The sequence below is a fragment of the Paenibacillus lentus genome (genome assembly GCF_042714055.1).
GTDB lineage: Bacteria > Bacillota > Bacilli > Paenibacillales > Paenibacillaceae > Fontibacillus > Fontibacillus lentus_A.
The window spans coordinates 1-23501 of record NZ_JBHGVC010000002.1 but is presented as its reverse complement, the minus strand read 5'-3'; the positions used below and the strand labels follow the sequence as shown (position 1 = coordinate 23501).

Genomic DNA, 23501 nt, shown 5'->3' with positions numbered 1-23501 from the left:
GGATATTATCCCGATGGTTATGCAAATAGACTGTTAAATTAGAATAATTCAACATTTTTCGTTTATTTTCCTGCTTCTCTGCAAAAAAAGCGCCATGGCTTTTTCAACCACGGCGCTTGCTTCATTATTTCTTTTCGAAGCTGACTTCAGGCGTTGTTAACTTATCATAGAACTCAACCGCTTTGTCCTTATCCTCGGAGGCCCGCAAAGCCATGGCGGAACGCGGATGCTCATCCAAAGTTCCCGTAATCATATAAGGGATAAGGTAGCCCCACTCTTCCTTCTCGCGAAGCGGGATCAACAGCTCCTCCAACACCTCAAGTACTGGGCGAAGATTGTAGTTCGTATTCTTCAAATGAGTGACCAGCAGCTCTGTAGGACAGTTCCCTGCCGCGCGGCCCATTCCGTAAACGGAAGCATCCAGCAATTCTACTCCATTCTCGGCAGCAACCAGGGTATTGGAGAACGCTAGCTGCATATTATTGTGCGTATGCACACCTAGACGCTTATTCGGCAAATGCGTCTTGAATTTATTAATCAAATGCCCCATGTCTTTGTAATCAAGGCTGCCGTAGGAATCTACAATATAAACTACGTCTACGACACTATTTTTAATCATTTCGAACGCTTCCAGCAGCTCATGCTCCATCACGTTGGACAATGCCATGATATTGATCGTCGTCTCGTAACCGCGGTCATGAAATACTTGCACCAACTGCAGCGCTTTATCTACATCTTTAGCGTAGCAGGCTACGCGGATGAGATCGAGAAGGCTCTCGCTGCGAGGCAAAATATCATTCTCGTCAACACGTCCGATATCTACGAGAGCCGATAGTTTAGTATGGCCCTTCTGCGGAATAACCGTCCGCAAAAAATCATCGTCCAGGAAGCGCCAAGGCCCAGCCTTGTCTGCACCTTTCAACAATTTGGGAGAGTTTTTATATCCGATTTCCATATAATCAACACCAGCTTCGTTCAGACCGGCATACAGCTTCTGTACAAACTCCACGCTGAAGTCCCAATTGTTGACTAAGCCGCCGTCCCGAATGGTACAATCTACGATCTTACTCTGATTCACTTTCATGTTACCGATTCCCTTCGTCATTTGTTTTACTATCCATCTTACTTTAATAGAATTAAAAAAGTAAAGTAATTATTGTCATGAGCTTTGTCACAGTGATGAAAAATCGATCATGCTATATTAATTTTACACCTAATTGAGATTGATTCTCACCATTAATTAACCTCCCACAGATAAATTTGTTTCATTTTTAAAGGAGTCGATGTGTGATGTACTCTAGCGACACTTGCTGTAAGTGCTTGCTAAAGCTTGAACCGGGAGCCTCTGGCTGTATTCGGAATTTCGGCAAAATGGATACTTTGCTAAAGCAGCGGCTCGCCGATCTTGGAGTTACGGAAGGAGCCCGCGTTACGGTTAAAAGCTATTGTCCATGGGGCGGGCCTGTTACTTTAGAAAGCAATGGCCAGCTTCTCGGCATTCGTAAACAGCAAGCCTCACACATCGAGGTGGTCGTATCATGATCCAGGCAGCGCTGATCGGGAATCCAAATACGGGGAAGACTTCGTTATTTAATAAGCTGACCAGCTCCTACGAATATATCGGCAACTGGTCTGGCGTTACCGTGGAAAAGAAAATCGGCCAACTGCGCAATAAGATGGGGCATCTCACCGACCTTCCCGGCATATATACGCTCCAGCCTTTATCCAAGGATGAAGGAGTGGCAGCATCTTACCTCATGATCGAATCTCCCGAGCTGTTGATTAACATCGTTGATGCCTCACAATTGGAGCGCAATTTACAACTTACCTTTCAAATACTCGAGTATGGCCGACCTGTCATTTTAGGTCTGAATATGATTGATGTCGCCGAAGCAAACGGTCTGTCCATCAACCCAGAGCTGTTAGCAGAGCGGCTAGGGATTACTGTTGTGCCCTTGATTGCCAGGAAGGGAACGGGCACTGACATATTATTAGAAGAGATAAATTCTGCTGCTGATACTTCACCTCAGTTTCGTCTAGATTATGGGGATGTCATTGAAGAGGCAATAACGTTAATTTCCCGGGAATTAATCGCTTTTCCCCCAAATTGCCTGAACTTTGTCTCAGAGCGTTGGCTGGCCATACAAATCCTTGAGGGAAATCCTCTGGTGGTTTCCTCCCTGTCTGCCTATTCACAGATGGGCAAGCTTCTCTCCATCCAATCCGAGGCCAACGATAAGCTAAGGAAATCAGGCAACGAGAATTCGCTTAAAGATAGAATCCGCACTATTCGTACGGCAAGGATTCAAGAACTATGTCGAGAGGTCGTCGATGCATCCAGCAAGAAACCCCATAGCCTAACCGAGAAAATAGATGCGATTGCGGTACATCCGGTGTGGGGCATTCCGCTCTTCCTTATAGCTATGCTGATCGCCTTCCAATTGACCTTTGACTGGCTTGGCAATCCGCTATCCGATCTGCTGGATGCCTTCATTAGCGGCCCGCTCAGTCAGCTCGCAGAACAGGCTCTTATAGCCGTCGGCGCCTCTTCATTTACCCAATCGCTCATTATAGACGGAATTATCGCCGGGGTAGGGGGAGTGCTTGTCTTCCTCCCGCAAATCTTTATATTGTTCCTCATGATTTCATTCATCGAGGATTCCGGTTATATGGCTAGAATAACGGTCATGATGGACAGATTAATGCAGCTGGCGGGATTAAATGGAAAGGCCATGATCCCCTTCATTCTTGGATTCGGCTGCAATGTCCCTGCCATAATGGCTTCCCGCAGCATGGAGCAGCCCAAAGAACGGACATTAACCATGCTGTTAATCCCGCTCATGTCCTGTTCGGCCAGACTGCCCGTGTATGCATTATTTGCCGGCATATTCTTTGCAAAGCAGCAAGCGCTTATTGTGCTCTCCTTGTACATGCTAGGGATTATTCTCGCGCTTGTGCTGGCCAAATTATTCTCTTTAACGATGTTCAAGGACAAGCATTCCTTCTTCATGATTGAGCTTCCACCGTATCGTATGCCCCAATCTACCACTTTGCTGCGAAGTACTTGGGAAAAAGGGAAGGGGTTCCTTCGCAAGGCTGGAACCTTCATCCTCGGGGGTACTGTGCTTATTTGGCTGCTTACGTACTTTGGCCCTGGCGGAGCCGACGCAGCCATGGATGATAGCTATCTCGCTGTCATAGGTGGCTGGTTTGCCTCTGTGCTGCATCCGATTGGCTTTGGAACATGGCAATCCGGAGCCTCGCTTGTAACTGGATTCATGGCGAAGGAGGTAGTCGTATCCACGATGAATATCATTTATCATGTATCGGATACGACTGGGCTGCAGGAGCAAATCGCCTTATTCTTCACGCCGCTTCAATCCTACAGCTTTATGGCCTTCGTCCTTCTGTATACACCTTGCCTGGCCACCGTCGGCGTACTTCGCAAAGAAACGGACTCTTGGAAATGGACGCTGTTTTCCATTGGATATTCGCTGCTGCTCGCATACCTTGTATCGTTTATCATCTACCAGGGCGGCAGATGGATTGGTTTCATCTAGCTTGAATAACCTGAAAAGGAGTTTTAGTCATGATCGATATCCTTATCATTACCATCGTGTTCGGTTATGCCGGCTGGGCTGTTTATAGAGGCTTTAAAAAAGGCAAAAAAGGCGCCTGCGCCTCCTGCTCCCAGCAACGTTCCTGTTCAGCAGGCTGCGATAACTCATCAGCACCTTCCCTAGACAATAAATTATAATATTACATTCAGGAGAGCTGCGTTCTTAACGCTGATCTCCTGAAGCTTTCAAATCTTTGTAGGATACAATTGGAAGCGCTATCACAAAAACTGTCCCGATCCCTTTCATACTGTCCACAGAAATATTCCCTCTGTGATTTCTGATAATACGGTAACTAACAGACAGACCCAATCCGGTTCCTTTCTCCTTCGTCGTGAAAAAAGGATCGAATAATCGACTTAACAATCCTTTGTCCATGCCATTGCCGTTATCCTGTATGGAAATATGCACATAATTGCCTACTGCCTTTGCGTCCAGATGTATTGCCCCGATATGCTCACCGTCATCTACTTCCTCAATAGCATCCATGGCATTCTTGATGATGTTCAGCAGAACCTGTTTAATTTGCTTTACGTCGATAGACACATGCATTTCTCCATCCATCACATCCAAATGGATCTCGCACCCTTTCATCAGCGCCTCGCTCTCGGTCAGCAGCACGACCTCCTTCAGTAAAGAAGAAACGCTGATCACGCTTTTCTGGGGAGCCGAGGGCTTTGAAGAGTTCAGAAATTCATGAATAATATCATTGGCCCGATCGATTTCCGCTAAAATAATCCGTGCGTACTCATCACGGCCAAGCTGGATCAAATGCGGACGTAGAAGCTGGATAAACCCCCGGATAGCGGTTAACGGATTGCGAATTTCATGGGCAATCGCTGCGGAAATTTTACCGAGCATCGCGAGCTTGTCATTCTGGTAGGCAGTCTGTTCAATCTGTTTGTAATCAGATACATCCTTCACGCTAAGCAAATAATCTCCATCCATTTGATCACCGTAAGTAATTGTTATTAACCAATGGCGACCGTATTCATCAATGAGCTCATGATATTTTTTGCGATGGAAAATAGCCTCTCTGTATATTCGCAATATTCTTCGTTTCTTGAAACGACTAAGGTGAGGGTGACGAAGCATCTGCAACAAGTTACAACCGATGAGCGACTGGCGGGGCATCTCCATAAGCTTGGCCATTTGTACATTAATAAATGTCAAAACGCCTTCGCTATCGAACAGCATTATTCCGCTATCGAGATTTTGTAGGACATTCTCATACTTGTTCTTGACAAGCTGCGTCGATTGAAATGCTTTGACAGACTGCAGCAAAGTTTCCTGGAATTCACTTAACAAGTTGATTCCCCCTTTTCCCACAATGGTATTCCTGCCAATTCGACAACATTCAACCTACTCAAGACATTACCTTACCATTTCAACCTTTTAATTCCCGTATTTCCGTGAAGCATATTATTCTCCTAATCATCACGGAGCTTGTCCATCAATTTAACATTCATCACCCATGCCGCTTGATTGAGATTTTGATCACTATAATCATAGTAAACTTTTCCAATTTGCGTCAATCAGAGATACTGTCGAAAAAAGATAGATCATCACTAATATTTATAAATAAAAAATGAAATAGTCCCCGGCGTGGGACTATTTCATACCTGCGACCTATTTATTGTAATGCAGCCTGGCTTTCCGGCGACTCATCACGGCCAGCCGTTTCTTCAGCTCGCCCTCCCATTTCGTATCCTGAATTCCTTTCGCTACTGCAAGGAGATCCAGCGCCATGTCAATTTGACTCTGCACAATGTCAATCGGGTTCTCATCTTCTATATTGACACAATTGCCAAAAATCGTTTCTTCATCCTCCATAATAAAGTCACCGAAGTCGATTTCTGATACACCGTCCCCATGCGCATATTCCGCCAATATTTCATATTCATGCTCGACTTTATAATGTACTTCGACCCGATGACATACCGGACAAAGCAGCAGGGGAACATTATGAACCTGTGTGCGATAATGCTTTAACGTCCCCTTAGTTCCAACCATACTGGCTCCGCAGCAAAAACTCATTCCCCATCACCCTTTCCCGAGTTAGGCTTCGGTATATATTAAGGTATCCTTATATTGCATTAGACTTCCTTTAATTTATTCGTGACTGCTACTTTAGATTCCTTCGAATAATCGTAATTATAACTCATTTTACAAATATTAAGCTTAAAGAACTAATTTTCTTTCATGAGAAGAGCACTATCGACACCTAACCGAAGAATTGGTCGAATCCATAAAAAGGGGAGATAAAAGCCCCCGATCTCAAGGCAAAGCGCCAGACAGGGGGCATCGTTAGGTACCGTTTAAACGTTCAGGTTGTTGTCGCCTGACTTTTCGTTCATCGGGCACAAACCGCCGGATTGCAATGCTTGAAGAAAACGAAGCGTCTCTTCTACGCTACGACTAACATCATGATGTTTAACCGCTTGATATTTCAGCTCGCCTTCCGGATCGATGATGAACTGACACAATTTCCATATTGAAGTCTAGAGCGGGTTTGCCTACTAAACGTTTGCTATAAATTAACCCCCCTAAAATATGTAAGAAACGCAGCGAACTGCGTTTCAATAATAGAAAAACTATGAATAAAATAGTAATCATTGATGAACTTTATTTACGGATTGCCGCTACAATCAGATCGCCCATTTCTTGAGTTCCGATCGCTTTGCTCTTGTCTACCGCAATATCTCCCGTACGGTGTCCGGCATCCAGTACCTCGGCTACCGCTGCCTCGATGGCATCCGCTGCATCAGCATAACCAAAGGTCAAGCGGAACATCAGAGCAACGGACAAAATCGTAGCGATCGGGTTCGCCAGGTTCTGTCCGGCAATGTCAGGCGCAGACCCGTGCACCGGCTCATACAAACCGAAGCTGCCTTCCCCAAGGGATGCAGAGGAGAGCATGCCGATCGATCCGGTCAGCATCGCCGCTTCATCGCTGAGAATGTCACCGAACATATTTTCCGTAACGATAACGTCAAAGCTTGAAGGGCGGCGCAGCAGCTGCATTGCGCAGTTGTCTACAAGCACATGCTCCAGCTCAACGTCCGGGAACTCAGGAGCAATCCGATTTACGACTTCGCGCCATAAGCGTGATGTCTCCAAAACGTTGGCTTTATCGACGGAAGCCAATTTCTTGCGGCGCTTCTGGGCAATTTCAAACGCTTGGCGTACAATGCGCTCAACCTCATTAACATTATATGCGCAAGTATCCACGGCTTCTTGTCCATTCTCGGTCTCGCGACGGAACTTCTCGCCGAAATAAATACCGCCTGTCAGCTCACGAACAACCATCAGATCGGTTCCTTCAAGAACTTCGGGCTTTAGCGTAGAAGCATCCTTCAAGCAGTCAAAGACAACCGCTGGGCGAAGATTCGAGAATAGCCCAAGCGCTTTGCGAATACCGAGCAGACCTGTCTCCGGACGCAGCTCCTTGGGATTGTTATCCCATTTCGGGCCTCCAACAGCTCCAAGCAGCACAGCATCGGCACGCTGACAAATCTCCAAGGTTTCTTGAGGCAGCGGGGTGCCCTTCTCATCGATGGCAATCCCCCCGAATAAGGCATGCTCTGTTTCAAAACGGTAACCGAACACTTCCTCCGTACGTTTCAATACCTTCTCCGCTTCAGCGACTACTTCCGGACCAATGCCATCGCCGGCGATTACCGCAATTTTCTTCACTTCTGTCATGACTTACAACTCCCTCTCATCCATTGTACTTTTCGAACAAATACTCTTCTTCTGTTGTAACATAACGGGTAAGGTTAGACAAAGATATAGAATCTATTAATGCTATAGGTTTTAACTATAGCAGATATTGACGTGCAATATAAGCTTATTGGAAAATGCAAACAGGGATTAATCTGGCGTATGCCGATTAATCCCCTGTAGCTGCTGTCAATACCTCTAAATCCGGAAAAAAATTAATCTTCTCGATACGACTCAGCTATAGCATTCGCCGCCACGATGGCATGGTACACATCGTCGGGGGTTACCGGGAATGGCATATTGCCCATCGTATCCCCTTCGGCACAGGCAGCCTCTGCCACTTGCCGCCATTCCTCCTCTACGAATTTCGTAACGCCGAGATCCTTTAAGGTCAGAGGAAGTCCAACCTCTTTTACGATGCCGATCACCGTCTCCAGCTCTTCCATAGGAGCATTCTCTAGCACAAGCTGGGCAAGCAGCCCAAAGGTCACTTTCTCCCCATGCTGTGCCTTATGGAGCGCCGGAACCGCGGTCATGCCATTATGTATGGCATGGGCTGCTGCAAGTCCGCCCGACTCGGCTCCGACACCGCTCAAGTAGATCGTTGCCTCGATCGTGTCCTCCACGGCCCTTGTAGCCACCCCTTGCTCTACAGCGCGCTGTGCTTTTACTGCATTTTCGAGCAGGGCTTCGTAGCATAGCCGAGCTAAGCCCAGTCCGGTTGTCGATGGCTTCATAAGCGCCAAATTGTCACCGTAAGACTGATAGCAAGCCCGCGCTTCGAAATACGTTGCCAAAGCATCGCCAATGCCGGCCGCAAAAAACCGCGGCGGAGCAGCTGCCAAAATTCCAGTATCGGCCAACACGATATCCGGATTGCTTGGCAAAAACAGATATTCGTCAAAGGAGCCATCTTTCTTGTAAATTACCGCCAGCGCAGTACATGGTGCATCGGTTGAGGCGATGGTAGGAAAGATGACGACCGGCAGCTTCTCATAATACGCCGCAGCTTTCGCGGTATCGAGTGTCTTCCCCCCGCCGATGCCGACGATAATGTTAGCACCGGCTCCGCGGGCCAGCTCGCGATGGCGGTTGATTTCTTCCTTCGTGCATTCATAATTGAATTTTTCAAAAACCGCTTTATTGCCGCCTTCCTCGATCGATTTCCCCGCCTCTCGCTGAGCCCGCTCTAGAATAAACTCGTCGCAGATAATATAAGCGCTGTCTCCAAAAAACTTCATATACTCATTGAAGCTGGAAAGAAGCTGCTGTCCCGAAATGAATTTTTTGGGGGAGGTTATCGATTTTACGTTGTTTTTCATGCTTGTCTCGTCTCCTTTTGTAAAATTACTACTGCGGTTCCCCCTTAAGATAAACTAATTATCTTGAATTTAAACATGCTTTCCTCCTAGAATCACAGCATGATTTCGCAGTCACTGACAGGCAGAACGAGCAGTGCAACCAAATGAATTTAGAATTCATCTAAAAAAGCCGCGGAGAATAATCTCCACGGCTTTACTCAAAACATATAAATAAAGTATTATTTCTTGATCCAGTGCATCAGACCGCGAAGCTCTTCACCAACAACTTCGATTGGATGGTTGGCTTCGTTACGGCGAGTAGCCGTTAAGAATGCACGGTTGGATTGGTTTTCCAGGATGAAGTCGCGTGCGAATTTACCTTGTTGGATATCGGCCAGCACTTCTTTCATCGCTTTCTTCGTTTCTTCGGTTACGATGCGAGGACCTGTAACATAGTCACCATACTCCGCTGTGTTGGAGATGGAATCGCGCATCGTAGCAAGGCCACCTTCATAGATCAGGTCAACGATCAGCTTCAATTCATGCAAGCACTCGAAGTAGGCCATTTCTGGAGCATATCCAGCTTCTGTCAATGTTTCGAAGCCAGCTTTGATCAGGGCGCTTACGCCGCCGCACAGAACAGCTTGTTCACCGAACAGGTCCGTTTCTGTCTCTTCGCGGAAGGAAGTCTCGATAACCCCTGCACGAGTACAACCAATGCCTTTGGCATAAGCAAGACCGATTTCTTTCGCTTTGCCAGTCGCATCCTGGTGGATTGCGATCAACCCAGGAACGCCGAAGCCTTCAACATACGTACGGCGAACCATGTGGCCTGGCGACTTAGGAGCAACCAGAAGAACGTCGTTGTCTTTGGAAGGAACGATTTGTCCAAAATGCACATTAAAACCGTGAGCGAACAATAGTGCAGCGCCTTTTTTGAGGTTAGGAGCAATTTCACTATGGTATACCGCCGCTTGAGTCTCGTCAGGCATCAAAATTTGTACAACATCTGCACGGCTAGTTGCTTCAGCAACTGGCAATACCTCGAAGCCGTCTTCTTTCGCTTTGTCGAAGGATTTACCTTCGCGAAGACCGATAACTACGTTAAGTCCGCTGTCACGTAGGTTTTGAGCATGAGCATGGCCTTGGCTTCCGTAGCCGATAATCGCAATTGTTTTTCCTTTCAATACGCTAAGCTCTGCATCTTTTTCATAGTACAAAGTAACTGCCATTTCTTATAGCCCTCCTAAAATTTACGGGGCCGCCTTTAGCGGACTCCCTTATATTAGTTTCTATCCCCATGGTGAGCGGGTGTTTCAAAGGACCGTGTCATCTGATCCCCTCAAACCCCCGCTCACCAAAGTGGAAATGAAGATAAAGCTTACTTAGGCGTTGCCGCGGATCATCGCGGTCAATCCGGTGCGAGACAGCTCCCGTATTCCGTAGGGATGAAGCAGCTCGATCATAGCGTCGATTTTCTGCGTATCGCCGACAACCTGCACGATCATGCTGTTTGTACCGATATCAACTACAGCAGCGCGGAATGTCTCGACGACGCCCATAATTTCAGGACGCTCCGATGGCTCCGATTTTACTTTAATCAGGGCCAATTCCCGGGCTACCATCGGTTTGGAGCTAAGATTAACGACTTTAATAACATCGATGAGTTTATACAATTGTTTCTCGATTTGTTCAAGCGTCTTGTCGTCGCCTTGGGTCACAATGACCATCCGGGACAATCCTTCTTCTTCCGACTGACCCACCGTAATGCTCTCGATATTGAAGCCGCGTCGGCCGAACAGGCCGGACACACGCTGCAGAACGCCAGGCTGGTCATTCACTAACACCGCTATCGTATGGCTTGTCATTGTCGTCGTCATTATTCACAGTCCCCCATCAGCATTTGATCAATAGTGGAACCCTGGGTGACCATCGGATATACGTTTTCCCCTTTGCTAACCACGAATTCCACCAGCACCGGCCCCGGCGTGTCCATGGCTTCCTGCCAGGCCTGCTTTGCTTCTTCCTTATTCGTAGCCCGCAGACCCTTCACGCCGTAAGCTTCCGCCAATTTCACAAAATCCGGACTTCCGGCCAAGTCGATATGACTATAGCGATTCTCATAAATCAGCTCTTGCCACTGGCGCACCATGCCGAGCACCTGATTGTTGATTACGACGACTTTAACCGGAATGTTGTTAATGGCGCAGATTGCAAGCTCTTGAGCGCACATTTGCATACCGCCGTCACCGTTAATCGAAATAACGAGGCGATCCGGATGGGCCATTTGCGCACCGATGGCTGACGGGAATCCGAAGCCCATCGTGCCCAAACCGCCGGAGGTGATCCAGGAACGCGGCTGATTGAACTTGTAATACTGAGCGGCCCACATTTGGTGCTGGCCTACGTCAGTCGTTACGATCGCCTCGCCCTTCGTAGTATCATTAAGCAGCTCAATAACCCATTGTGGCTTAAGCACTGTATCCGAATCCTTGTACTTGTAAGGCTTATCAGCCATCCATTGACTAACTTGGCTTCTCCAAGCATCCGCTTTGTCACTCCGGCCCACTAACGGATTGAGGAGTTCAAGTACTGTCTTCACATCGCCGACTACCGGAATTTCCGTCTTCACGTTCTTGCCGATTTCCGCAGGATCGATATCGATGTGTACTACTTTAGCATGAGGAGCAAATCCGTCAAGCCGTCCTGTAACGCGGTCATCGAACCTGGCCCCGATGTTGATCAACAAATCCGATTGCTGGATGGCCTGGTTAGCCGTATACGTTCCGTGCATTCCCGGCATACCCATCCACAGAGGATTTCCGCTCGGGAATGCTCCTAAGCCTAGAAGCGTAGTCGTGATGGGAATTTCCGTCCGAGTAACGAACTCAAGCAGTTCTTCATGGCCTCCGGAGTATACGACACCCCCGCCAGCAAGGATCACCGGACGCTCCGCTTCTTGAATCGCCGCTGCTACCTTTTCCAATTGATGATGGTTCGGAACAACCTTAGGATTATAGCCGCGAAGGTTAATGCTTTGAACCGGCTCGAACAAAGTCTTGTTCGCGGATACGTCCTTCGGAATGTCGATCAATACCGGCCCCTTGCGACCCGTATTCGCGATGTGGAATGCTTCATGAATGACACGCGGCAATTCCTCTACGCTACGAACCAGATAGCTATGCTTCGTAATCGGCATCGTAATGCCGGTAATATCCGCTTCCTGGAAGGCATCCGTACCAATCAAACTAGATACGACGTTCCCGGTAATGACCACCAGAGGCACCGAGTCCATGAACGCTGTAGCAATACCGGTAACCGTATTCGTCGCTCCCGGTCCCGAAGTTGCGATGCACACGCCTACTTTGCCGCTCGCCCGCGCGTAGCCGTCCGCCGCATGAATCGCTCCCTGCTCATGTCTTGTCAGCAAGTGATGAAAATCCTTAAATCCATACAGTGCATCGTAGATGTACAATACGGCCCCACCCGGGTAACCGAAGACGCATTCGACACCTTCCAACACCAAACTCCGAAGTAATATTTCTGATCCCGAAATGACTTCCGGTTTCATCCATTTCTCACGTAATTGTTCTGTAGACCGCACTGCTGGTATTTGCGCGCTCATCAGTCATCCTCCTTCCAAAATTTAAGTATTTCTAAAGAAATACAACAAAAAAACCTTCCGCCCGCCAGAACAGTCTCCTGTTCCGAGGGACGAAAGGTTATCGCTTCCGTGGTACCACCCATGTTCACCTGACGCTTCACAGTGCCAAGCCTTGACGAGTAGAGACAGCTATGTCCTTACCCGTGGTCTCTAACGCAGACCTAACGATTTTCCCTAATAGGCTCGCAGCAGAAATATCATGATGATCATTCTCCGGCTTCGCTTTTCAGGAAAACAGCTCCGAGGTGAGCTCGCATTTAAGGGGTAATGGCGGGTGGTCTCAGCAAATCCATCCACTCTCTGAGCAAAGAGCCCTTAAACCTTCGTCCTCTTCATCGCAGATTTACTATAAACGTTAAAAATGTTTAGACACATTATATGATTAGTTCACGCATAGAGTCAATACCCTTTTGCCACTTGTTTTGGCGCTATTCTCAAAAACACCTCACCACACTGCTGAATTACAGGGATAAAAGGTTTTTTTCAAACTTATTTTTCCGAGCCCTTTCTTTGACTTTTAAGCTCCTCCCAGGAATTATATTCCTTTAACGAGAGAAGATTGATTATTGCTGGAACCCATCCGCTCTGCTTCTTCATATGATGTATTAAAGTGCCTAAATACGCAGGGCAAGGAGGAGTGCGGGCGAATGATCCGATATAGAAGACCTAAACAGGATGATCCGGTGATCTTCCATCTTATCAAGAAAGAGCTTGTCCCCCATTCGAGCATGTCCCAGCCGGATTTGGAAAAGGTGATTCAGGATATTCCCAAGCGGCTTACACGTGGCGTAACGCTTGTCGCCTCGCCCGATTATGAAGCTGATCCGGTAGCTTTTATCCATTTCATGATCCATGGTGAGCTGCTGTACATCGATATGATGGCCGTCGCTTCCCATCAGCAGCGCAAGCGTCATGGCAAAACCTTAATCGCGCACGCTGAAAATCTGGCAGGCTCTAGAGGCTGTACTCGAGCAAAGGTGATGGTGGACCAGGATAATGCCCGGGCCCACCTTTTTTACCAAAAGTCCGGATATGAAGTCGTCCGATATATTCCCCTTTCCCGATGCTATGAGCTCGAAAAGAGACTGCTTCATCGGCTCTAAGCCGCTTGCTGACGACTATCGATAATAGCCGTATGGATAGCCCCCGTAGCCGTATCCTCCGTATCCTCCGTAGCCATAGCCGTAACCGTAAGGATATCCCCCGTAACCATAGCCGTAGCCGTAAGGGGCCGTTCCGATGGCAAGCAAATCAAATAAAACAAGAGGAATGAGTGCCTTCGTCTTTACTTTTTTGCCGGGTTGGCGAACGATAAGACGATTACCGCTTATTTTGACCAGTTTGCCCGTAACGATACTTCCATCCTTCTTGACGGCAGTAATCGATTTGCCAAGCCACTTCTCGGCTTCCTTTCTCGTAACCGATTTGCTCACGTCTATCTTCCTCCTCCAATAGAGTTTACTTCTAGATCCGAGACAAAACGATCAGCCATCGCGCCCTTCAAACATTCGCTTCGTCTTCATGTCAGTGTATTCATCAGGAGGTTCTTTCGCTTCCACCATCGCCTTTACCTATGTAAAAAAGCGGCAACACCCGCCTTTACAAAAATACTGGCGAGTTGTAGTCAAAGACAGCTTGCCATACGGCAGCGGAGTTGTTCCACTTGAACTAGGCTATCCTGTTTCTAAGAAACACAATAAAAACAGGCGCCCCAAAGGGGCGCCTGTCCTGCGCTATAGAATAATTATGCGTTGATTTTCTCTTTAGCTACAGCAGCCAAAGAGTTGAATGCGTTCAAATCGTTAACAGCGAGATCAGCCAGCATTTTGCGGTTGATGTTCACCTCAGCCAGCTTCAAGCCGTGCATCAATTTGCTGTAAGTCAGTCCGTTCATACGAGCTGCAGCATTGATACGCACGATCCACAATCTGCGGAAATCGCGTTTTTTCGTACGACGGTCACGATATGCGTACAGCAGGGATTTCATAACCTGCTCGTTAGCTGTTTTGAAAATACGGTGTTTCGAGCCAAAGTAACCTTTAGCAAGCTTCAATACTTTTTTATGACGACGACGAACAACGAATCCGCCTTTTACTCTTGCCATATCAATAAACCTCCCAGAAATTTAAGTGAATTACTTCAGATTTGCAAGTTGCTGTTTCAAACGTCTAACATCCCCAGCATAAGCTACAGGGCTGTTCGCCAGAACGCGTTTACGACGGTTTGACTTGTGGGACAGCAGGTGGTTGCGGTTCGCTTTGTAACGTCTAACTTTACCCGATCCTGTAATTTTAAAGCGGCCTTTCAGGCTGCTGTGGGTTTTCATTTTAGGCATTGTACTTCCCCCTCAAAGTTTGTGGGCACAGCTTAGCAGCAGCTCCTGATCAGCGAAGCTCCGCGTAAGCGCGCAATTAGTTTTTCGGTGCCAAAATCATGATCATGCTGCGGCCTTCCAGCTTAGGAATCCGCTCAATCGAAGAAATTTCTGCAACCTCATCTTTCACGCGATCCAGAATTTTCTTTCCGATGTCGGCATGAGCAATTTCACGGCCACGGAAACGCACCGAGCATTTCACCTTGTCGCCATCTTTTAAAAATTTGATCACATTGCGCAGTTTGGTCTGGAAGTCATGCTCGTCAATATTCGCACGAAACCATACTTCCTTAATGTCCACTGTCTTCTGATTCTTACGGGCTTCCTTCTCTTTCTTCTGCTGCTCGTAACGGAATTTGCCGTAATCCATGATTCGGCATACCGGCGGCTTAGCCGTCGGCGCCACGTTCACCAAATCCAGATTCAGATCGATGGCCATTTGCAGTGCCTCGCGGATCGGCTTAATGCCGATTTGTTCACCTTCAGCGCCTACCAAACGGACTTCCTTCGCCCGTATCTCATCATTGATCAAATGTTCCTTACTGATAATTCTACACCTCCACTATTAATCTTCGGTCTTTATGACCTGTTTTTAAAAAATAAATAAGGGATGCAGGCGTACACCCGCATCCCAGATTGATCATCAATTCATCATGAATATCAACATTCATAAGTCATCGGATCAAAACCAGCCGACATCATCGGACAGGTGAGAAGACAGCGCCTCTGCTTACAATCCATTTCTTTTTTCCATGCTCAAATAATTTACCACATGATCAAGCAATAGTCAAGCATTAACCTTGCTTGCTCTGAACTTCCTCCAAGCGGACGACGCGCGTATGCTCGGTGTGGCTCCACTGCTTGTTGTTTTGCGTAAAGAACGCATAAAAAGTAATCGGCCACCACGAGATCAGGTACAGTGGGAACAAGACGAGATAAGCATATACCTTCTTCGACTTAACCTGCTCCAGCACCATCGCGGCAAGGAAAATGAATACGTTGGCCGCAATCGCGACAAACGATATCCACAGCGGCAAATATCCGTACAGCGTCGCGATATTCGGCCCGTTAAAGAAGGATTGGTCGATCCAAATCAAGGCCGTGAGCAAGAACGTAATGAGCACGATGTATACGTTCGCCCCGTAAAGCGCCATGTCCAGCTTCACCATGCTCCGCTCCTTGATGCTCTGCCAAAGAAGCGGGAAGAAATAGCGGCGGGCCACCGTAAAGTGCCCCTGCATCCAGCGCAAGCGCTGGCGTGCCGACGCTTTGAATGTGAGCGGCTTCTCGTCGAACAGCTTCGCGTCATAGTTGAATACGGGGTGAATCCCTTTCTCGACGCAGCGCATCGTGAACTCGAGATCCTCTACCAGGCTCGTTGCGCCCCAGCCGATTTCCTTCAGGAGCTCCGTCTCAAAGCACATGCCCGTTCCGCCAAGGAAGTTTGCCAGGCCCAAATTGTGACGCGACAGCTGCCATAGGCGGTTGCAGTACCAGTAGGAAATGCCGTAGGCGGCAGTGATCCAGGAATCCTCCGGATTTTTCGTATCGATATAGCCTTGAATGACGCGAGCGCCGGAGCACAAATCATTATTCATTTCGCTCAGGAAATCGGGATGCGCCAGGTTATCAGCGTCGAACATGACGACCGCATCATATTGGCGCGGCATTTTCCAGAGCTGCTTCAGCATCCATTCAATCGCGTAGCCCTTGCCCCGCAAATTCTCATTCGTGCGAATGCAAGCATTCATGCCGTGATTGCGCACGATATCTACCGTTCTGTCGGTACAGTTGTCACAAATAACAAACACATCGTAAAGCTCTTTCGGATAATTCAACTGCTTCAGGTTCTCCATCAAGGCTCCGACTACGGTCTCCTCGTTGTGCGCGGCTACAAGCACCGCAAATGACTTTGTTGGCGGGTAATGCACTTTTTTCTTTTTCTTGTACATTCCGAACAACGCCAAACCAAATTGATACACTCCAATTACGGCCAGTACGATTTGCAACGATATCAAAATGGTGTCCATCATGATTTCGTATTACCCCCTTTAACCCCTTTTAAATTTACGATTCTTTTTTTCTCTAAGTGGGATTTCTGTTTCTCATTGCCATGACCCTGCGTATTCATCGATTCTGTAAAAAATAATTCTTCTGTAGCGCATTAAGATTTTCTATGACTTTGCAGCATTTGTCAAAGTTCATCTCGCGCCATCCTTCCGCAAATACAAGCGAAGTCGCGCTATATTCGCATACGACGCCACCGCTACCTGCACAGGGTGCGGTTATTTCTTATTTTCATCAATTTTGGCGTTTTTTATTTCATCTGAACCTGATGAAATATGAGCGTGAGCAGCCATACACACAGCCTCTTGTTAACATAAACGAAAAATAAAGGATAAAAGTTTACTAAATTGCTCATTTTACTTTAAACTTTTTTGGTATGATTTGAATCATTGTATAGGGTGGATAGGCGTAAAGTCAAAATTCGGGTAATGACTTCAAACAAAAAAAGACCTCCGTCCTTGAAATGATCACGGAATAAAAATATGATAAGTCTAACCTGAAAATGCCTTGCTGCGTTTGACGGATTGGACCCATAGCAGTTTCTTGGGCCGTACTCGCGGTCAACTATAGCGCGGAGGGATTATATGACTCGATTATTACAAATATTAAAACAGCTGGATCAAAAGCTTTTTGTGGGAATTAACGGCCGCCTGCACGGTAGCTTTCTAAATTTTTGGCTTTATTACCTGACTCATTTGGGCGGGGCCACATTTACGATCAGTTCCTCGCTCCTTGTGTGGATCCTGACACCGAAGCCTTGGAGCACCGTAGGTCTTCAGTCCTGCGTGGCGCTGGCTGCCAGCCATATTCCCGTAGCGCTTGCCAAGAAGACTTATCCGCGGGTTCGTCCTTATTTAACCCTTCCGGGTACAAAGACATTCCGCAATCCACTGACGGATCATTCTTTTCCATCAGGCCATACGACAGCGATCTTCTCCGTGACGATGCCGTTCATGCTGCTCGAACCGGGGCTCGCGTTCATACTAGGACCGATTGCGCTGTTGGTTGGCATATCTAGAATATATCTCGGCTTGCATTACCCTTCGGACGTCCTGGCAGGCGCCGCTGTAGGTACTTTAACGGTCTTTGGTACAGTTGCATTATGGCCTTAAAGGGGATATTGTTAAGTCGAGGAAAAACCTTCCGAGAAAAGGTGAAACTAAAGTGTCTAAACAAAGAGTCTTGCTTTTATCTGAGGGATTTGGAGCCGGTCATACCCAAGCAGCCTATGCGCTTTCCAGCAGTCTACGCAAGCTGGCACCTCACATTCAAACGAAGGTTCTGGAACTTGGCAGCTTTCTAAATCCTAGAATGGCTCCACTGATTATTACGGCCTACAAAAAAACGGTGTCATCGCAGCCACGTCTCGTACGGATGATGTACCGAAGCAATTATAAAAGATCCTTGAACCGATTGACGACAGCGGCGCTTCATCGAATATTTTATACCAGAACTACCCAGATTATCCGCCAGCTGCATCCCGATGTAATCGTATGCACCCATCCGATTCCGAGCGCCGTCATTTCGCGAATGAAGCGGCTTGGGCTGAACGTCCCCCTTTGTACCGTCATAACGGATTATGACGCGCATGGGACATGGGTCAGCCGGGAAGTGAACTGTTATCTAGTCTCTACGGAGCAGGTCAAAGAGAAGCTGCTTGAACGAGAGGTAGATGAGAGTAAAATCCGGATAACCGGCATTCCCGTTCATCCGAACTTCTGGGAGAGACATAGCAAGGAAGATATCCGCCGACAGTTCGCTCTCAAAGATATGCCTACTGTCCTAGTCATGGGCGGCGGCTGGGGATTTATGAAGGATGAGGCGGTCAATTCATTACTCGCTATGCATAGCGATAAAATCCAGGTCATTTTTTGCTTCGGAAGCAATCAGAAATCGCTGGAGAAGATGAAAAAAGATCCCCGATTCATTCATCCCAACATCCGCCTTCTCGGCTTCACCCGAGAAATTGATAAATTAATGGAAGTGTCCGACCTGCTGATTACGAAGCCCGGGGGCATGACCTGTACAGAAGGCTTGGCTAAAGGCATACCGATGTTGTTTCACAAGCCGCTCCCCGGACAGGAGGAGGAAAATTCCCATTATTTCGAATCGCAGGGATGGGGAACTTTGATCAACTCGCTGGACGATATTACGGAATGGATCTACCGGCTGACCGATCATTACGAGGAGGTTAGCCTTGCTAGGGAGAAGGTGCTGGAGCAAATCGCCAAATACCATCCGATGCAAAGCGCCCAAGTGATCATGGACTTGCTGGAAGAGAATAAAGTGCCCTCCTGAAGAGAAAGAAAATGAATATCAATGAGATGCGCCCCGCCTTGTGGAGCCAGTCCTCTTCCCAAGCAAACAGGCCACCGACTGATCGGTGGCCTGTTCTATGTTCAAACTCAAGGCTTTAGAACTGCTCCATCTTATGCTCATGATAGCGAGACAGAGCCGCTTCTCCAATAATGACCTCGCAGCGGTGAATATTCACGCCCTGATTGACGAATTTGGTCTCGTATTCGGTCATGACATGCTCTTCGTTGATGCCTTCATGATGCAAATCCAGCGAGATGTTGTTCATTTGCAGCCCACAAGCCGCAAATGCGTTCAAGGAGAACTGGAACAGCGCCCTTGAATCCGTCTTGAAGTGAATCTCTCCGTTCTCGTTGAGCAAGGAGCGATATTTATTCAAAAATCTCGGATGAGTCAGCCGGCGGCGGCCATGTTTCTTTTTCGGCCACGGATCGCTGAAATTCAAATAAATCCGTTCTATTTCCCCCGGCGAGAAGAACTCCTCGATCGATTCAATATTTCCCAGCGCCAGCCTTACGCTTTGCGGTTCCTCCTGCCCCCGCTCCTGCCAGACTCCGCGCACCTTCTCGCTCGCTCTGCGAATCAGCTCATCATACATGTCCATGCCTATAAAATTAACATCCGGGTGCTTCACACTCATCCCGCTTATAAACTGTCCTTTTCCCATTCCCAGCTCGATATGAATCGGGCGGTCGTTGCCAAAAACCTCAGACCAGCGTCCCTTGTATTCCCGTGGATCCAAGATAACGAGATGTTTCTGCTGCTCCAGGTTTTCCCGAATTCCTTTTCTGCCGCGTAACCGCATGTCATTCCTCCGCTTTCTATATTCCATGACTGTAGCTCATGCCACAAGTTTTCTGATACTGCAATTATTGTGCCGAAGATCGCCTCTCTTGTAAAGGGGAGAACAGTGAAAAAGGAATCTCACGGCCGCCGGGGAGACGGTTTACGAAGATTCCTTTTTCGATATATTTGGAATTGGGGTCCAAACCTAATTTGTAATACATTCAAAATAACATAATCTGTAATCTATCGCAAGAAAGTAGCGTGGGCCGGTTCCCATTTTTCCACATATTTTGATACAATAAAGCAATGGCAACCCCAAATTAATGCGGCTTAACGGGAATTGTTTCATACAGCACATTTTTGTGACAATTTGTGACAATATAAAGGAGTTATGATGAATATAGAACTAATTTCCTCTCCCAAGCTATGGGGAGATAAACGTTTTCACACCTGGAATTCCGAGATGCGCGAGCAGTTTGGCGGAAAAATATTCAAAGTCATGCTGGATGCGGGCTTCACCTGCCCAAACCGGGACGGCTCCATCGCCAAAGGCGGCTGCACGTTCTGCAGCTCCCGAGGTTCCGGTGATTTTGCGGGCAGCAGACGCGATGATCTTGTGACACAATTCAACAAAATTCGTGACAGACAGCATTTAAAATGGCCTCAGGCCAAATACATCGGCTACTTCCAGGCCTACACCAACACGTATGCTCCGGTCGAGGTGCTGAGAGAGTACTACGAAGCCATTCTGGAGCAGCCGGGCGTAGTCGGCTTGTCGATCGCTACGCGTCCGGACTGCCTGCCTGACGATGTTATCGACTATTTGGCCGAGCTCAATGAAAGAACTTATCTTTGGGTTGAGATGGGGCTGCAAAGCATTCACGAATCCACTTCCCAGCTGATTAACCGGGCCCACGATACGCAATGTTATTTGGATGCGGTCGAGAAGCTGCGGGCACGCAATATTCGTGTATGCACGCATATCATTTACGGGCTGCCGCAGGAAAGCCATGAAATGATGCTGGAGACCGGCCGAGCCGTAGCGGCTATGGATGTGCAGGGCATCAAAATTCACCTGCTGCATTTGATGCGCAAGACGCCAATGGTCAAGCAATATGAAGCGGGGCTGCTTCGTTTCCTGGAGAAGGACGAGTACGTGAAGCTCATCGCCGATACACTTGAATTTCTCCCTCCTGAAATGATCGTTCACCGTCTCACCGGCGATGCGCCAAGGGAGCTTCTCATCGGCCCGTTGTGGAGCTTGAAGAAATGGGAAGTGCTGAACGCGATCGATGATGAGCTGAGACAACGCGACACCTGGCAAGGAAAATACTGGAGGGGATGAGATGGGCTTCATGTCTGTACTGAGCTTCGCCCATAAGCTGATCGGCGAACGGCTGCAGCCGGGAGATCGGGCGATCGACGCTACGGCGGGCACCGGCCAGGACACCCTCTTCCTCGCTCGTATTTCCGGCCGGCGCGGGCAGGTGTATGCCTTCGATATCCAATCGGAGGCGCTTGCTCTTACTCGGAAACGGCTGGATCGGGAGCAGGAAGCCCGGCTGGCCGAGGTTACGCTGCTGGAGCGAAGCCATGCGGAGTTGGAAGAGGCGCTGCCAGGAGAGCTGCGCGGCACAGTGGGCGCCATCATGTTCAATCTCGGCTATCTTCCTGCCGAGGGAGCTGACGCTAATGTCATTACACTGACGGACAGCACGCTGGCGGCACTGAAATCCAGCCTAAGGCTGCTGCGGCCGAGAGGTATTATCACGATCGTTCTTTACCCGGGACATGCAGGAGGAGACGCGGAAGCAAACGCAGTAGAGCAGTGGGCTGCTTCACTTCCTGCCTCTACCGGGCAAGCGATCGTGTATCGGCAAATCCAAAAGCCAACCGCACCCTATTTGATCGCCATCGAAAAAAGGTAGCGGCGATTGGACATATATCCTTACCAAAAAATGAAGGGGAGTTTAATATGACGATTCGGAAAATTGAACACATCGGCATCCGGGTCTCTGCGCTGGAGGATTCCATCGAGTTCTATGAGCGGGTGATCGGTCTGAAGCTGCTGTATATTCTCGGCGAAGTGGAGGACGAGCTGCGCCTGGCCTTTCTCGCCTTCCCGGGCCAGGAAAACGTGGAGATCGAATTGATTTACGTCCGGGGCGGCGAGGAGCTGCCAAGCGAAGGGCGCGTGCATCATATCGCCTTTACCGTCAGCCATATTGAGGAGGAATACAAACGAATTGCCGGCTTAGGCCTATCGGGCTTGGATCCTGAGATCCGTTCGATTTCAAACGGCAGCCGCCTCTTTTTCTTTAATGGGCCCGACGGAGAGCGGATCGAGTTTTTTGAACCCGTGCATTTAGCGGAATAATGATACAAAAAGGGGTGTAGCGGTTGCTCGAGCAAGCTTTTACTTTCACAAATGATGCGCAAAAGGAAGTGTTCGTCTATCAGTGGTCTCCGCAGGATACCTTCATCCCGCCTACAGGCGTGCTGCAAATCGCACATGGCATGGCTGAAACGGCTAAACGCTATGAGCGTCTCGCAAACGTGCTTACTGCAAAGGGCTGGATCGTTTACGCTAACGACCATAGAGGGCATGGAAGAACGGCTGGAGAAGAGGCTGAGCTGGGCTGTATCGGCAAAGATGGGTTCGGCGGCATGGTGCGGGATATGAGTGCGCTTAGTGCGATCATCCGGGAGCAGCACCCCGATTTGCCCTTATTTTTGCTGGGGCACAGCATGGGCTCTTTCCTGACGCAAAAAATAATGTATACCGCGCCGGAGCCTTATTCCGGCTTCCTTCTGTCCGGGACAAACGGGCCGCGCAGCATGCTTGCCTTGGGTGAGAGGCTGGCCCGGCTGCAATGCCTCCTGCAAGGGGAGCGCCATCCAAGCTTAATGCTCAATGCCCTTGTATTCGGAGCTTACAACAAACGCTTTCTCCCGCCCCGCACGCCGTTTGACTGGCTCTCCCGGGACGAAGCTGAAGTGGATAACTACGTGAATGACCCCAATTGCGGGTTTCTGTGCAGTGCCGGCTTCTTTCATGGCTTCTTCTCCTTATTGCAAGAAATCCATCGGCCTAAACGGATGAGAGGAATTCCGAAGGACAAGCCGATCTATATTTTTTGCGGCGACGAGGATCCGGTAGGCTTGCGGGGCGATGGCGTAAAGAAGCTTGCTGCGCTGTACAATCTGCTGCTGATCCGGGACATCGAGCTCAAGCTCTATCCGGGAGGCCGGCATGAAATGCTGAACGAGACGAACCGGGACGAGGTCATGCGTGATCTCGTCAACTGGCTGGAGCGCCACGTCTAGACATAAAAGAACCGTCCGGCAATGAACTGCATTCCAATTGTTAGACACGATCTAGCATTGGAGGTGTAGTTCAGAAGCCACCGGACGGTTCTTTGCAGTTCTTTGCAGTTCTTTTGCTTGCGGGTTTTACCCCGACCTGCTTAAAATTGGCGTGATGCCGATTTAGCTTGGCCTGCTCAAAAATCGGCACACTGCTGGATCTAAGTGCATTTCTTGTATTTATTTCAGCTCTTTTGCCGCATTTCCTCGAAATAACTGTATTTCATGCACCTAAAGCATTGCTCTTAGCCCCTACCACCTTTAAAACTGTAATCTAACGACAAGAA

At 48.4% G+C, this 23501-nt stretch carries 24 protein-coding genes and 1 pseudogene; 10 read left to right on the top strand and 15 right to left on the bottom strand.

Annotation, left to right across the window (positions count from 1 at the left end; all coding sequences use genetic code 11):
* Positions 1–124: 124 nt before the first annotated feature.
* Positions 125–1084 (bottom strand): aldolase catalytic domain-containing protein, encoded by a 960-nt coding sequence (locus tag ACE3MQ_RS03715; protein WP_379390792.1) that lies wholly within the window; start codon positions 1082–1084, stop codon positions 125–127.
* Positions 1085–1290: 206 nt separating this feature from the next.
* Between ACE3MQ_RS03715 and ACE3MQ_RS03710 the strand changes: the two genes are divergently transcribed.
* From ACE3MQ_RS03710 to ACE3MQ_RS03700, 3 genes are read left to right on the top strand one after another with little or no spacing between them, the layout of a single operon-like run.
* Entirely contained in the window at positions 1291–1542 is a 252-nt protein-coding gene (locus ACE3MQ_RS03710) for a FeoA family protein (RefSeq protein ID WP_379390790.1), read from the top strand.
* Complete coding sequence (gene feoB / locus ACE3MQ_RS03705) at positions 1539–3560, top strand: ferrous iron transport protein B (protein ID WP_379390788.1); 2022 nt, start codon at positions 1539–1541, stop codon at positions 3558–3560. The genes ACE3MQ_RS03710 and feoB overlap by 4 nt, the downstream gene beginning before the upstream one ends.
* 29 nt (positions 3561–3589) lie before the next feature.
* The gene (locus ACE3MQ_RS03700) at positions 3590–3757 is read left to right on the top strand and encodes a FeoB-associated Cys-rich membrane protein (RefSeq protein ID WP_379390786.1); all 168 of its coding nucleotides are present in this window, start codon (positions 3590–3592) and stop codon (positions 3755–3757) included.
* A gap of 25 nt (positions 3758–3782) precedes the next feature.
* On the opposite strand, the gene ACE3MQ_RS03695 is transcribed toward ACE3MQ_RS03700, so the two are convergent.
* The 8 genes and pseudogenes from ACE3MQ_RS03695 to ilvB form a co-directional block, all read right to left on the bottom strand.
* Positions 3783–4925, bottom strand: a complete 1143-nt coding sequence (locus tag ACE3MQ_RS03695; RefSeq protein WP_379390784.1) for an ATP-binding protein — start codon at positions 4923–4925, stop codon at positions 3783–3785.
* A gap of 321 nt (positions 4926–5246) precedes the next feature.
* Positions 5247–5654 (bottom strand): hypothetical protein, encoded by a 408-nt coding sequence (locus ACE3MQ_RS03690; protein WP_379390782.1) that lies wholly within the window; start codon positions 5652–5654, stop codon positions 5247–5249.
* A gap of 281 nt (positions 5655–5935) precedes the next feature.
* A pseudogene (locus ACE3MQ_RS03685) lies at positions 5936–6094 on the bottom strand (peroxiredoxin); the annotation flags it as partial.
* 148 nt (positions 6095–6242) lie between these two features.
* Complete coding sequence (gene leuB / locus ACE3MQ_RS03680) at positions 6243–7322, bottom strand: 3-isopropylmalate dehydrogenase (protein ID WP_379390780.1); 1080 nt, start codon at positions 7320–7322, stop codon at positions 6243–6245.
* A 233-nt stretch (positions 7323–7555) separates the two neighbouring features.
* Positions 7556–8662, bottom strand: coding sequence for a glycerol dehydrogenase (locus tag ACE3MQ_RS03675; protein WP_379390778.1), 1107 nt, complete (start codon positions 8660–8662; stop codon positions 7556–7558).
* 218 nt (positions 8663–8880) lie between these two features.
* Entirely contained in the window at positions 8881–9873 is a 993-nt protein-coding gene (ilvC, locus tag ACE3MQ_RS03670) for a ketol-acid reductoisomerase (protein WP_379390776.1), read from the bottom strand.
* Positions 9874–10026: 153 nt separating this feature from the next.
* Positions 10027–10521: an acetolactate synthase small subunit gene (gene ilvN / locus ACE3MQ_RS03665; protein ID WP_379390774.1), complete on the bottom strand. Its 495-nt coding sequence runs from the start codon at positions 10519–10521 to the stop codon at positions 10027–10029.
* Complete coding sequence (gene ilvB, locus ACE3MQ_RS03660) at positions 10521–12266, bottom strand: biosynthetic-type acetolactate synthase large subunit (protein WP_379390772.1); 1746 nt, start codon at positions 12264–12266, stop codon at positions 10521–10523. Before ilvB ends, ilvN begins: the two co-directional genes overlap by 1 nt.
* 686 nt (positions 12267–12952) lie before the next feature.
* On the opposite strand from ilvB, the gene ACE3MQ_RS03655 reads away from it, so the two are divergent.
* Positions 12953–13408, top strand: a complete 456-nt coding sequence (locus ACE3MQ_RS03655) for a GNAT family N-acetyltransferase (protein ID WP_379390770.1) — start codon at positions 12953–12955, stop codon at positions 13406–13408.
* Positions 13409–13423: 15 nt separating this feature from the next.
* Here the strand turns inward: ACE3MQ_RS03655 and ACE3MQ_RS03650 are convergent, their stop codons facing one another.
* The 5 genes from ACE3MQ_RS03650 to ACE3MQ_RS03630 form a co-directional block, all read right to left on the bottom strand.
* On the bottom strand, positions 13424–13738 hold the full coding sequence (locus ACE3MQ_RS03650; protein WP_379390768.1) for a hypothetical protein: 315 nt from the start codon (positions 13736–13738) through the stop codon (positions 13424–13426).
* A gap of 311 nt (positions 13739–14049) precedes the next feature.
* The gene (rplT, locus tag ACE3MQ_RS03645; RefSeq protein WP_125084392.1) at positions 14050–14409 is read right to left on the bottom strand and encodes a 50S ribosomal protein L20; all 360 of its coding nucleotides are present in this window, start codon (positions 14407–14409) and stop codon (positions 14050–14052) included.
* 30 nt (positions 14410–14439) lie between these two features.
* The gene (gene rpmI, locus ACE3MQ_RS03640; RefSeq protein ID WP_019639356.1) at positions 14440–14640 is read right to left on the bottom strand and encodes a 50S ribosomal protein L35; all 201 of its coding nucleotides are present in this window, start codon (positions 14638–14640) and stop codon (positions 14440–14442) included.
* A 76-nt stretch (positions 14641–14716) separates the two neighbouring features.
* The gene (gene infC, locus ACE3MQ_RS03635; protein WP_379390765.1) at positions 14717–15211 is read right to left on the bottom strand and encodes a translation initiation factor IF-3; all 495 of its coding nucleotides are present in this window, start codon (positions 15209–15211) and stop codon (positions 14717–14719) included.
* A 262-nt stretch (positions 15212–15473) separates the two neighbouring features.
* Complete coding sequence (locus ACE3MQ_RS03630) at positions 15474–16712, bottom strand: glycosyltransferase family 2 protein (RefSeq protein ID WP_379390763.1); 1239 nt, start codon at positions 16710–16712, stop codon at positions 15474–15476.
* A 618-nt stretch (positions 16713–17330) separates the two neighbouring features.
* Here ACE3MQ_RS03630 and ACE3MQ_RS03625 point away from each other — a divergent pair.
* Together ACE3MQ_RS03625 and ACE3MQ_RS03620 are read left to right on the top strand one after the other, a co-directional pair.
* Positions 17331–17858 carry a phosphatase PAP2 family protein gene (locus ACE3MQ_RS03625; RefSeq protein WP_379390761.1) on the top strand — a complete coding sequence of 176 codons (528 nt, stop codon included), beginning with the start codon at positions 17331–17333 and terminating at the stop codon, positions 17856–17858.
* 52 nt (positions 17859–17910) lie between these two features.
* On the top strand, positions 17911–19044 hold the full coding sequence (locus ACE3MQ_RS03620) for an MGDG synthase family glycosyltransferase (protein WP_379390759.1): 1134 nt from the start codon (positions 17911–17913) through the stop codon (positions 19042–19044).
* A 115-nt stretch (positions 19045–19159) separates the two neighbouring features.
* On the opposite strand, the gene trmB is transcribed toward ACE3MQ_RS03620, so the two are convergent.
* Positions 19160–19867 (bottom strand): tRNA (guanosine(46)-N7)-methyltransferase TrmB, encoded by a 708-nt coding sequence (gene trmB, locus ACE3MQ_RS03615; RefSeq protein WP_379390757.1) that lies wholly within the window; start codon positions 19865–19867, stop codon positions 19160–19162.
* 375 nt (positions 19868–20242) lie between these two features.
* Between trmB and mnmL the strand changes: the two genes are divergently transcribed.
* Genes mnmL through ACE3MQ_RS03595 form a run of 4 tightly spaced genes read left to right on the top strand, consistent with a single transcriptional unit; the run spans position 20243 to position 23175 of the window.
* Positions 20243–21193: a tRNA modification radical SAM protein MnmL/YtqA gene (mnmL, locus tag ACE3MQ_RS03610; RefSeq protein WP_379390755.1), complete on the top strand. Its 951-nt coding sequence runs from the start codon at positions 20243–20245 to the stop codon at positions 21191–21193.
* Between the two features lies 1 nt (position 21194).
* Entirely contained in the window at positions 21195–21776 is a 582-nt protein-coding gene (gene mnmM, locus ACE3MQ_RS03605; protein ID WP_379390753.1) for a tRNA 5-(aminomethyl)-2-thiouridylate-methyltransferase MnmM, read from the top strand.
* A gap of 47 nt (positions 21777–21823) precedes the next feature.
* Positions 21824–22225 carry a VOC family protein gene (locus tag ACE3MQ_RS03600; protein WP_379390751.1) on the top strand — a complete coding sequence of 134 codons (402 nt, stop codon included), beginning with the start codon at positions 21824–21826 and terminating at the stop codon, positions 22223–22225.
* 23 nt (positions 22226–22248) lie between these two features.
* Positions 22249–23175, top strand: coding sequence for an alpha/beta hydrolase (locus tag ACE3MQ_RS03595; protein WP_379390749.1), 927 nt, complete (start codon positions 22249–22251; stop codon positions 23173–23175).
* Positions 23176–23501 lie beyond the last annotated feature (326 nt).

Excerpts from the sequence above, each read along its gene's own strand:
- ACE3MQ_RS03675 (WP_379390778.1), bottom strand. The coding sequence starts at position 8,662 with ATGAAAAACAACGTAAAATCGATAACCTCCCCCAAAAAATTCATTTCG.
- ilvC (WP_379390776.1), bottom strand. The coding sequence starts at position 9,873 with ATGGCAGTTACTTTGTACTATGAAAAAGATGCAGAGCTTAGCGTATTG.
- mnmM (WP_379390753.1), top strand. The coding sequence starts at position 21,195 with ATGGGCTTCATGTCTGTACTGAGCTTCGCCCATAAGCTGATCGGCGAA.
- ACE3MQ_RS03700 (WP_379390786.1), top strand. The coding sequence starts at position 3,590 with ATGATCGATATCCTTATCATTACCATCGTGTTCGGTTATGCCGGCTGG.
- leuB (WP_379390780.1), bottom strand. The coding sequence starts at position 7,322 with ATGACAGAAGTGAAGAAAATTGCGGTAATCGCCGGCGATGGCATTGGT.
- ACE3MQ_RS03655 (WP_379390770.1), top strand. The coding sequence starts at position 12,953 with ATGATCCGATATAGAAGACCTAAACAGGATGATCCGGTGATCTTCCAT.
- trmB (WP_379390757.1), bottom strand. The coding sequence starts at position 19,867 with ATGCGGTTACGCGGCAGAAAAGGAATTCGGGAAAACCTGGAGCAGCAG.
- rpmI (WP_019639356.1), bottom strand. The coding sequence starts at position 14,640 with ATGCCTAAAATGAAAACCCACAGCAGCCTGAAAGGCCGCTTTAAAATT.
- ACE3MQ_RS03600 (WP_379390751.1), top strand. The coding sequence starts at position 21,824 with ATGACGATTCGGAAAATTGAACACATCGGCATCCGGGTCTCTGCGCTG.
- ACE3MQ_RS03710 (WP_379390790.1), top strand. The coding sequence starts at position 1,291 with ATGTACTCTAGCGACACTTGCTGTAAGTGCTTGCTAAAGCTTGAACCG.
- ilvN (WP_379390774.1), bottom strand. The coding sequence starts at position 10,521 with ATGACGACGACAATGACAAGCCATACGATAGCGGTGTTAGTGAATGAC.
- ilvB (WP_379390772.1), bottom strand. The coding sequence starts at position 12,266 with ATGAGCGCGCAAATACCAGCAGTGCGGTCTACAGAACAATTACGTGAG.
- ACE3MQ_RS03690 (WP_379390782.1), bottom strand. The coding sequence starts at position 5,654 with ATGAGTTTTTGCTGCGGAGCCAGTATGGTTGGAACTAAGGGGACGTTA.
- ACE3MQ_RS03630 (WP_379390763.1), bottom strand. The coding sequence starts at position 16,712 with ATGATGGACACCATTTTGATATCGTTGCAAATCGTACTGGCCGTAATT.
- ACE3MQ_RS03625 (WP_379390761.1), top strand. The coding sequence starts at position 17,331 with ATGACTCGATTATTACAAATATTAAAACAGCTGGATCAAAAGCTTTTT.
- rplT (WP_125084392.1), bottom strand. The coding sequence starts at position 14,409 with ATGGCAAGAGTAAAAGGCGGATTCGTTGTTCGTCGTCGTCATAAAAAA.
- ACE3MQ_RS03715 (WP_379390792.1), bottom strand. The coding sequence starts at position 1,084 with ATGAAAGTGAATCAGAGTAAGATCGTAGATTGTACCATTCGGGACGGC.
- feoB (WP_379390788.1), top strand. The coding sequence starts at position 1,539 with ATGATCCAGGCAGCGCTGATCGGGAATCCAAATACGGGGAAGACTTCG.
- mnmL (WP_379390755.1), top strand. The coding sequence starts at position 20,243 with ATGAATATAGAACTAATTTCCTCTCCCAAGCTATGGGGAGATAAACGT.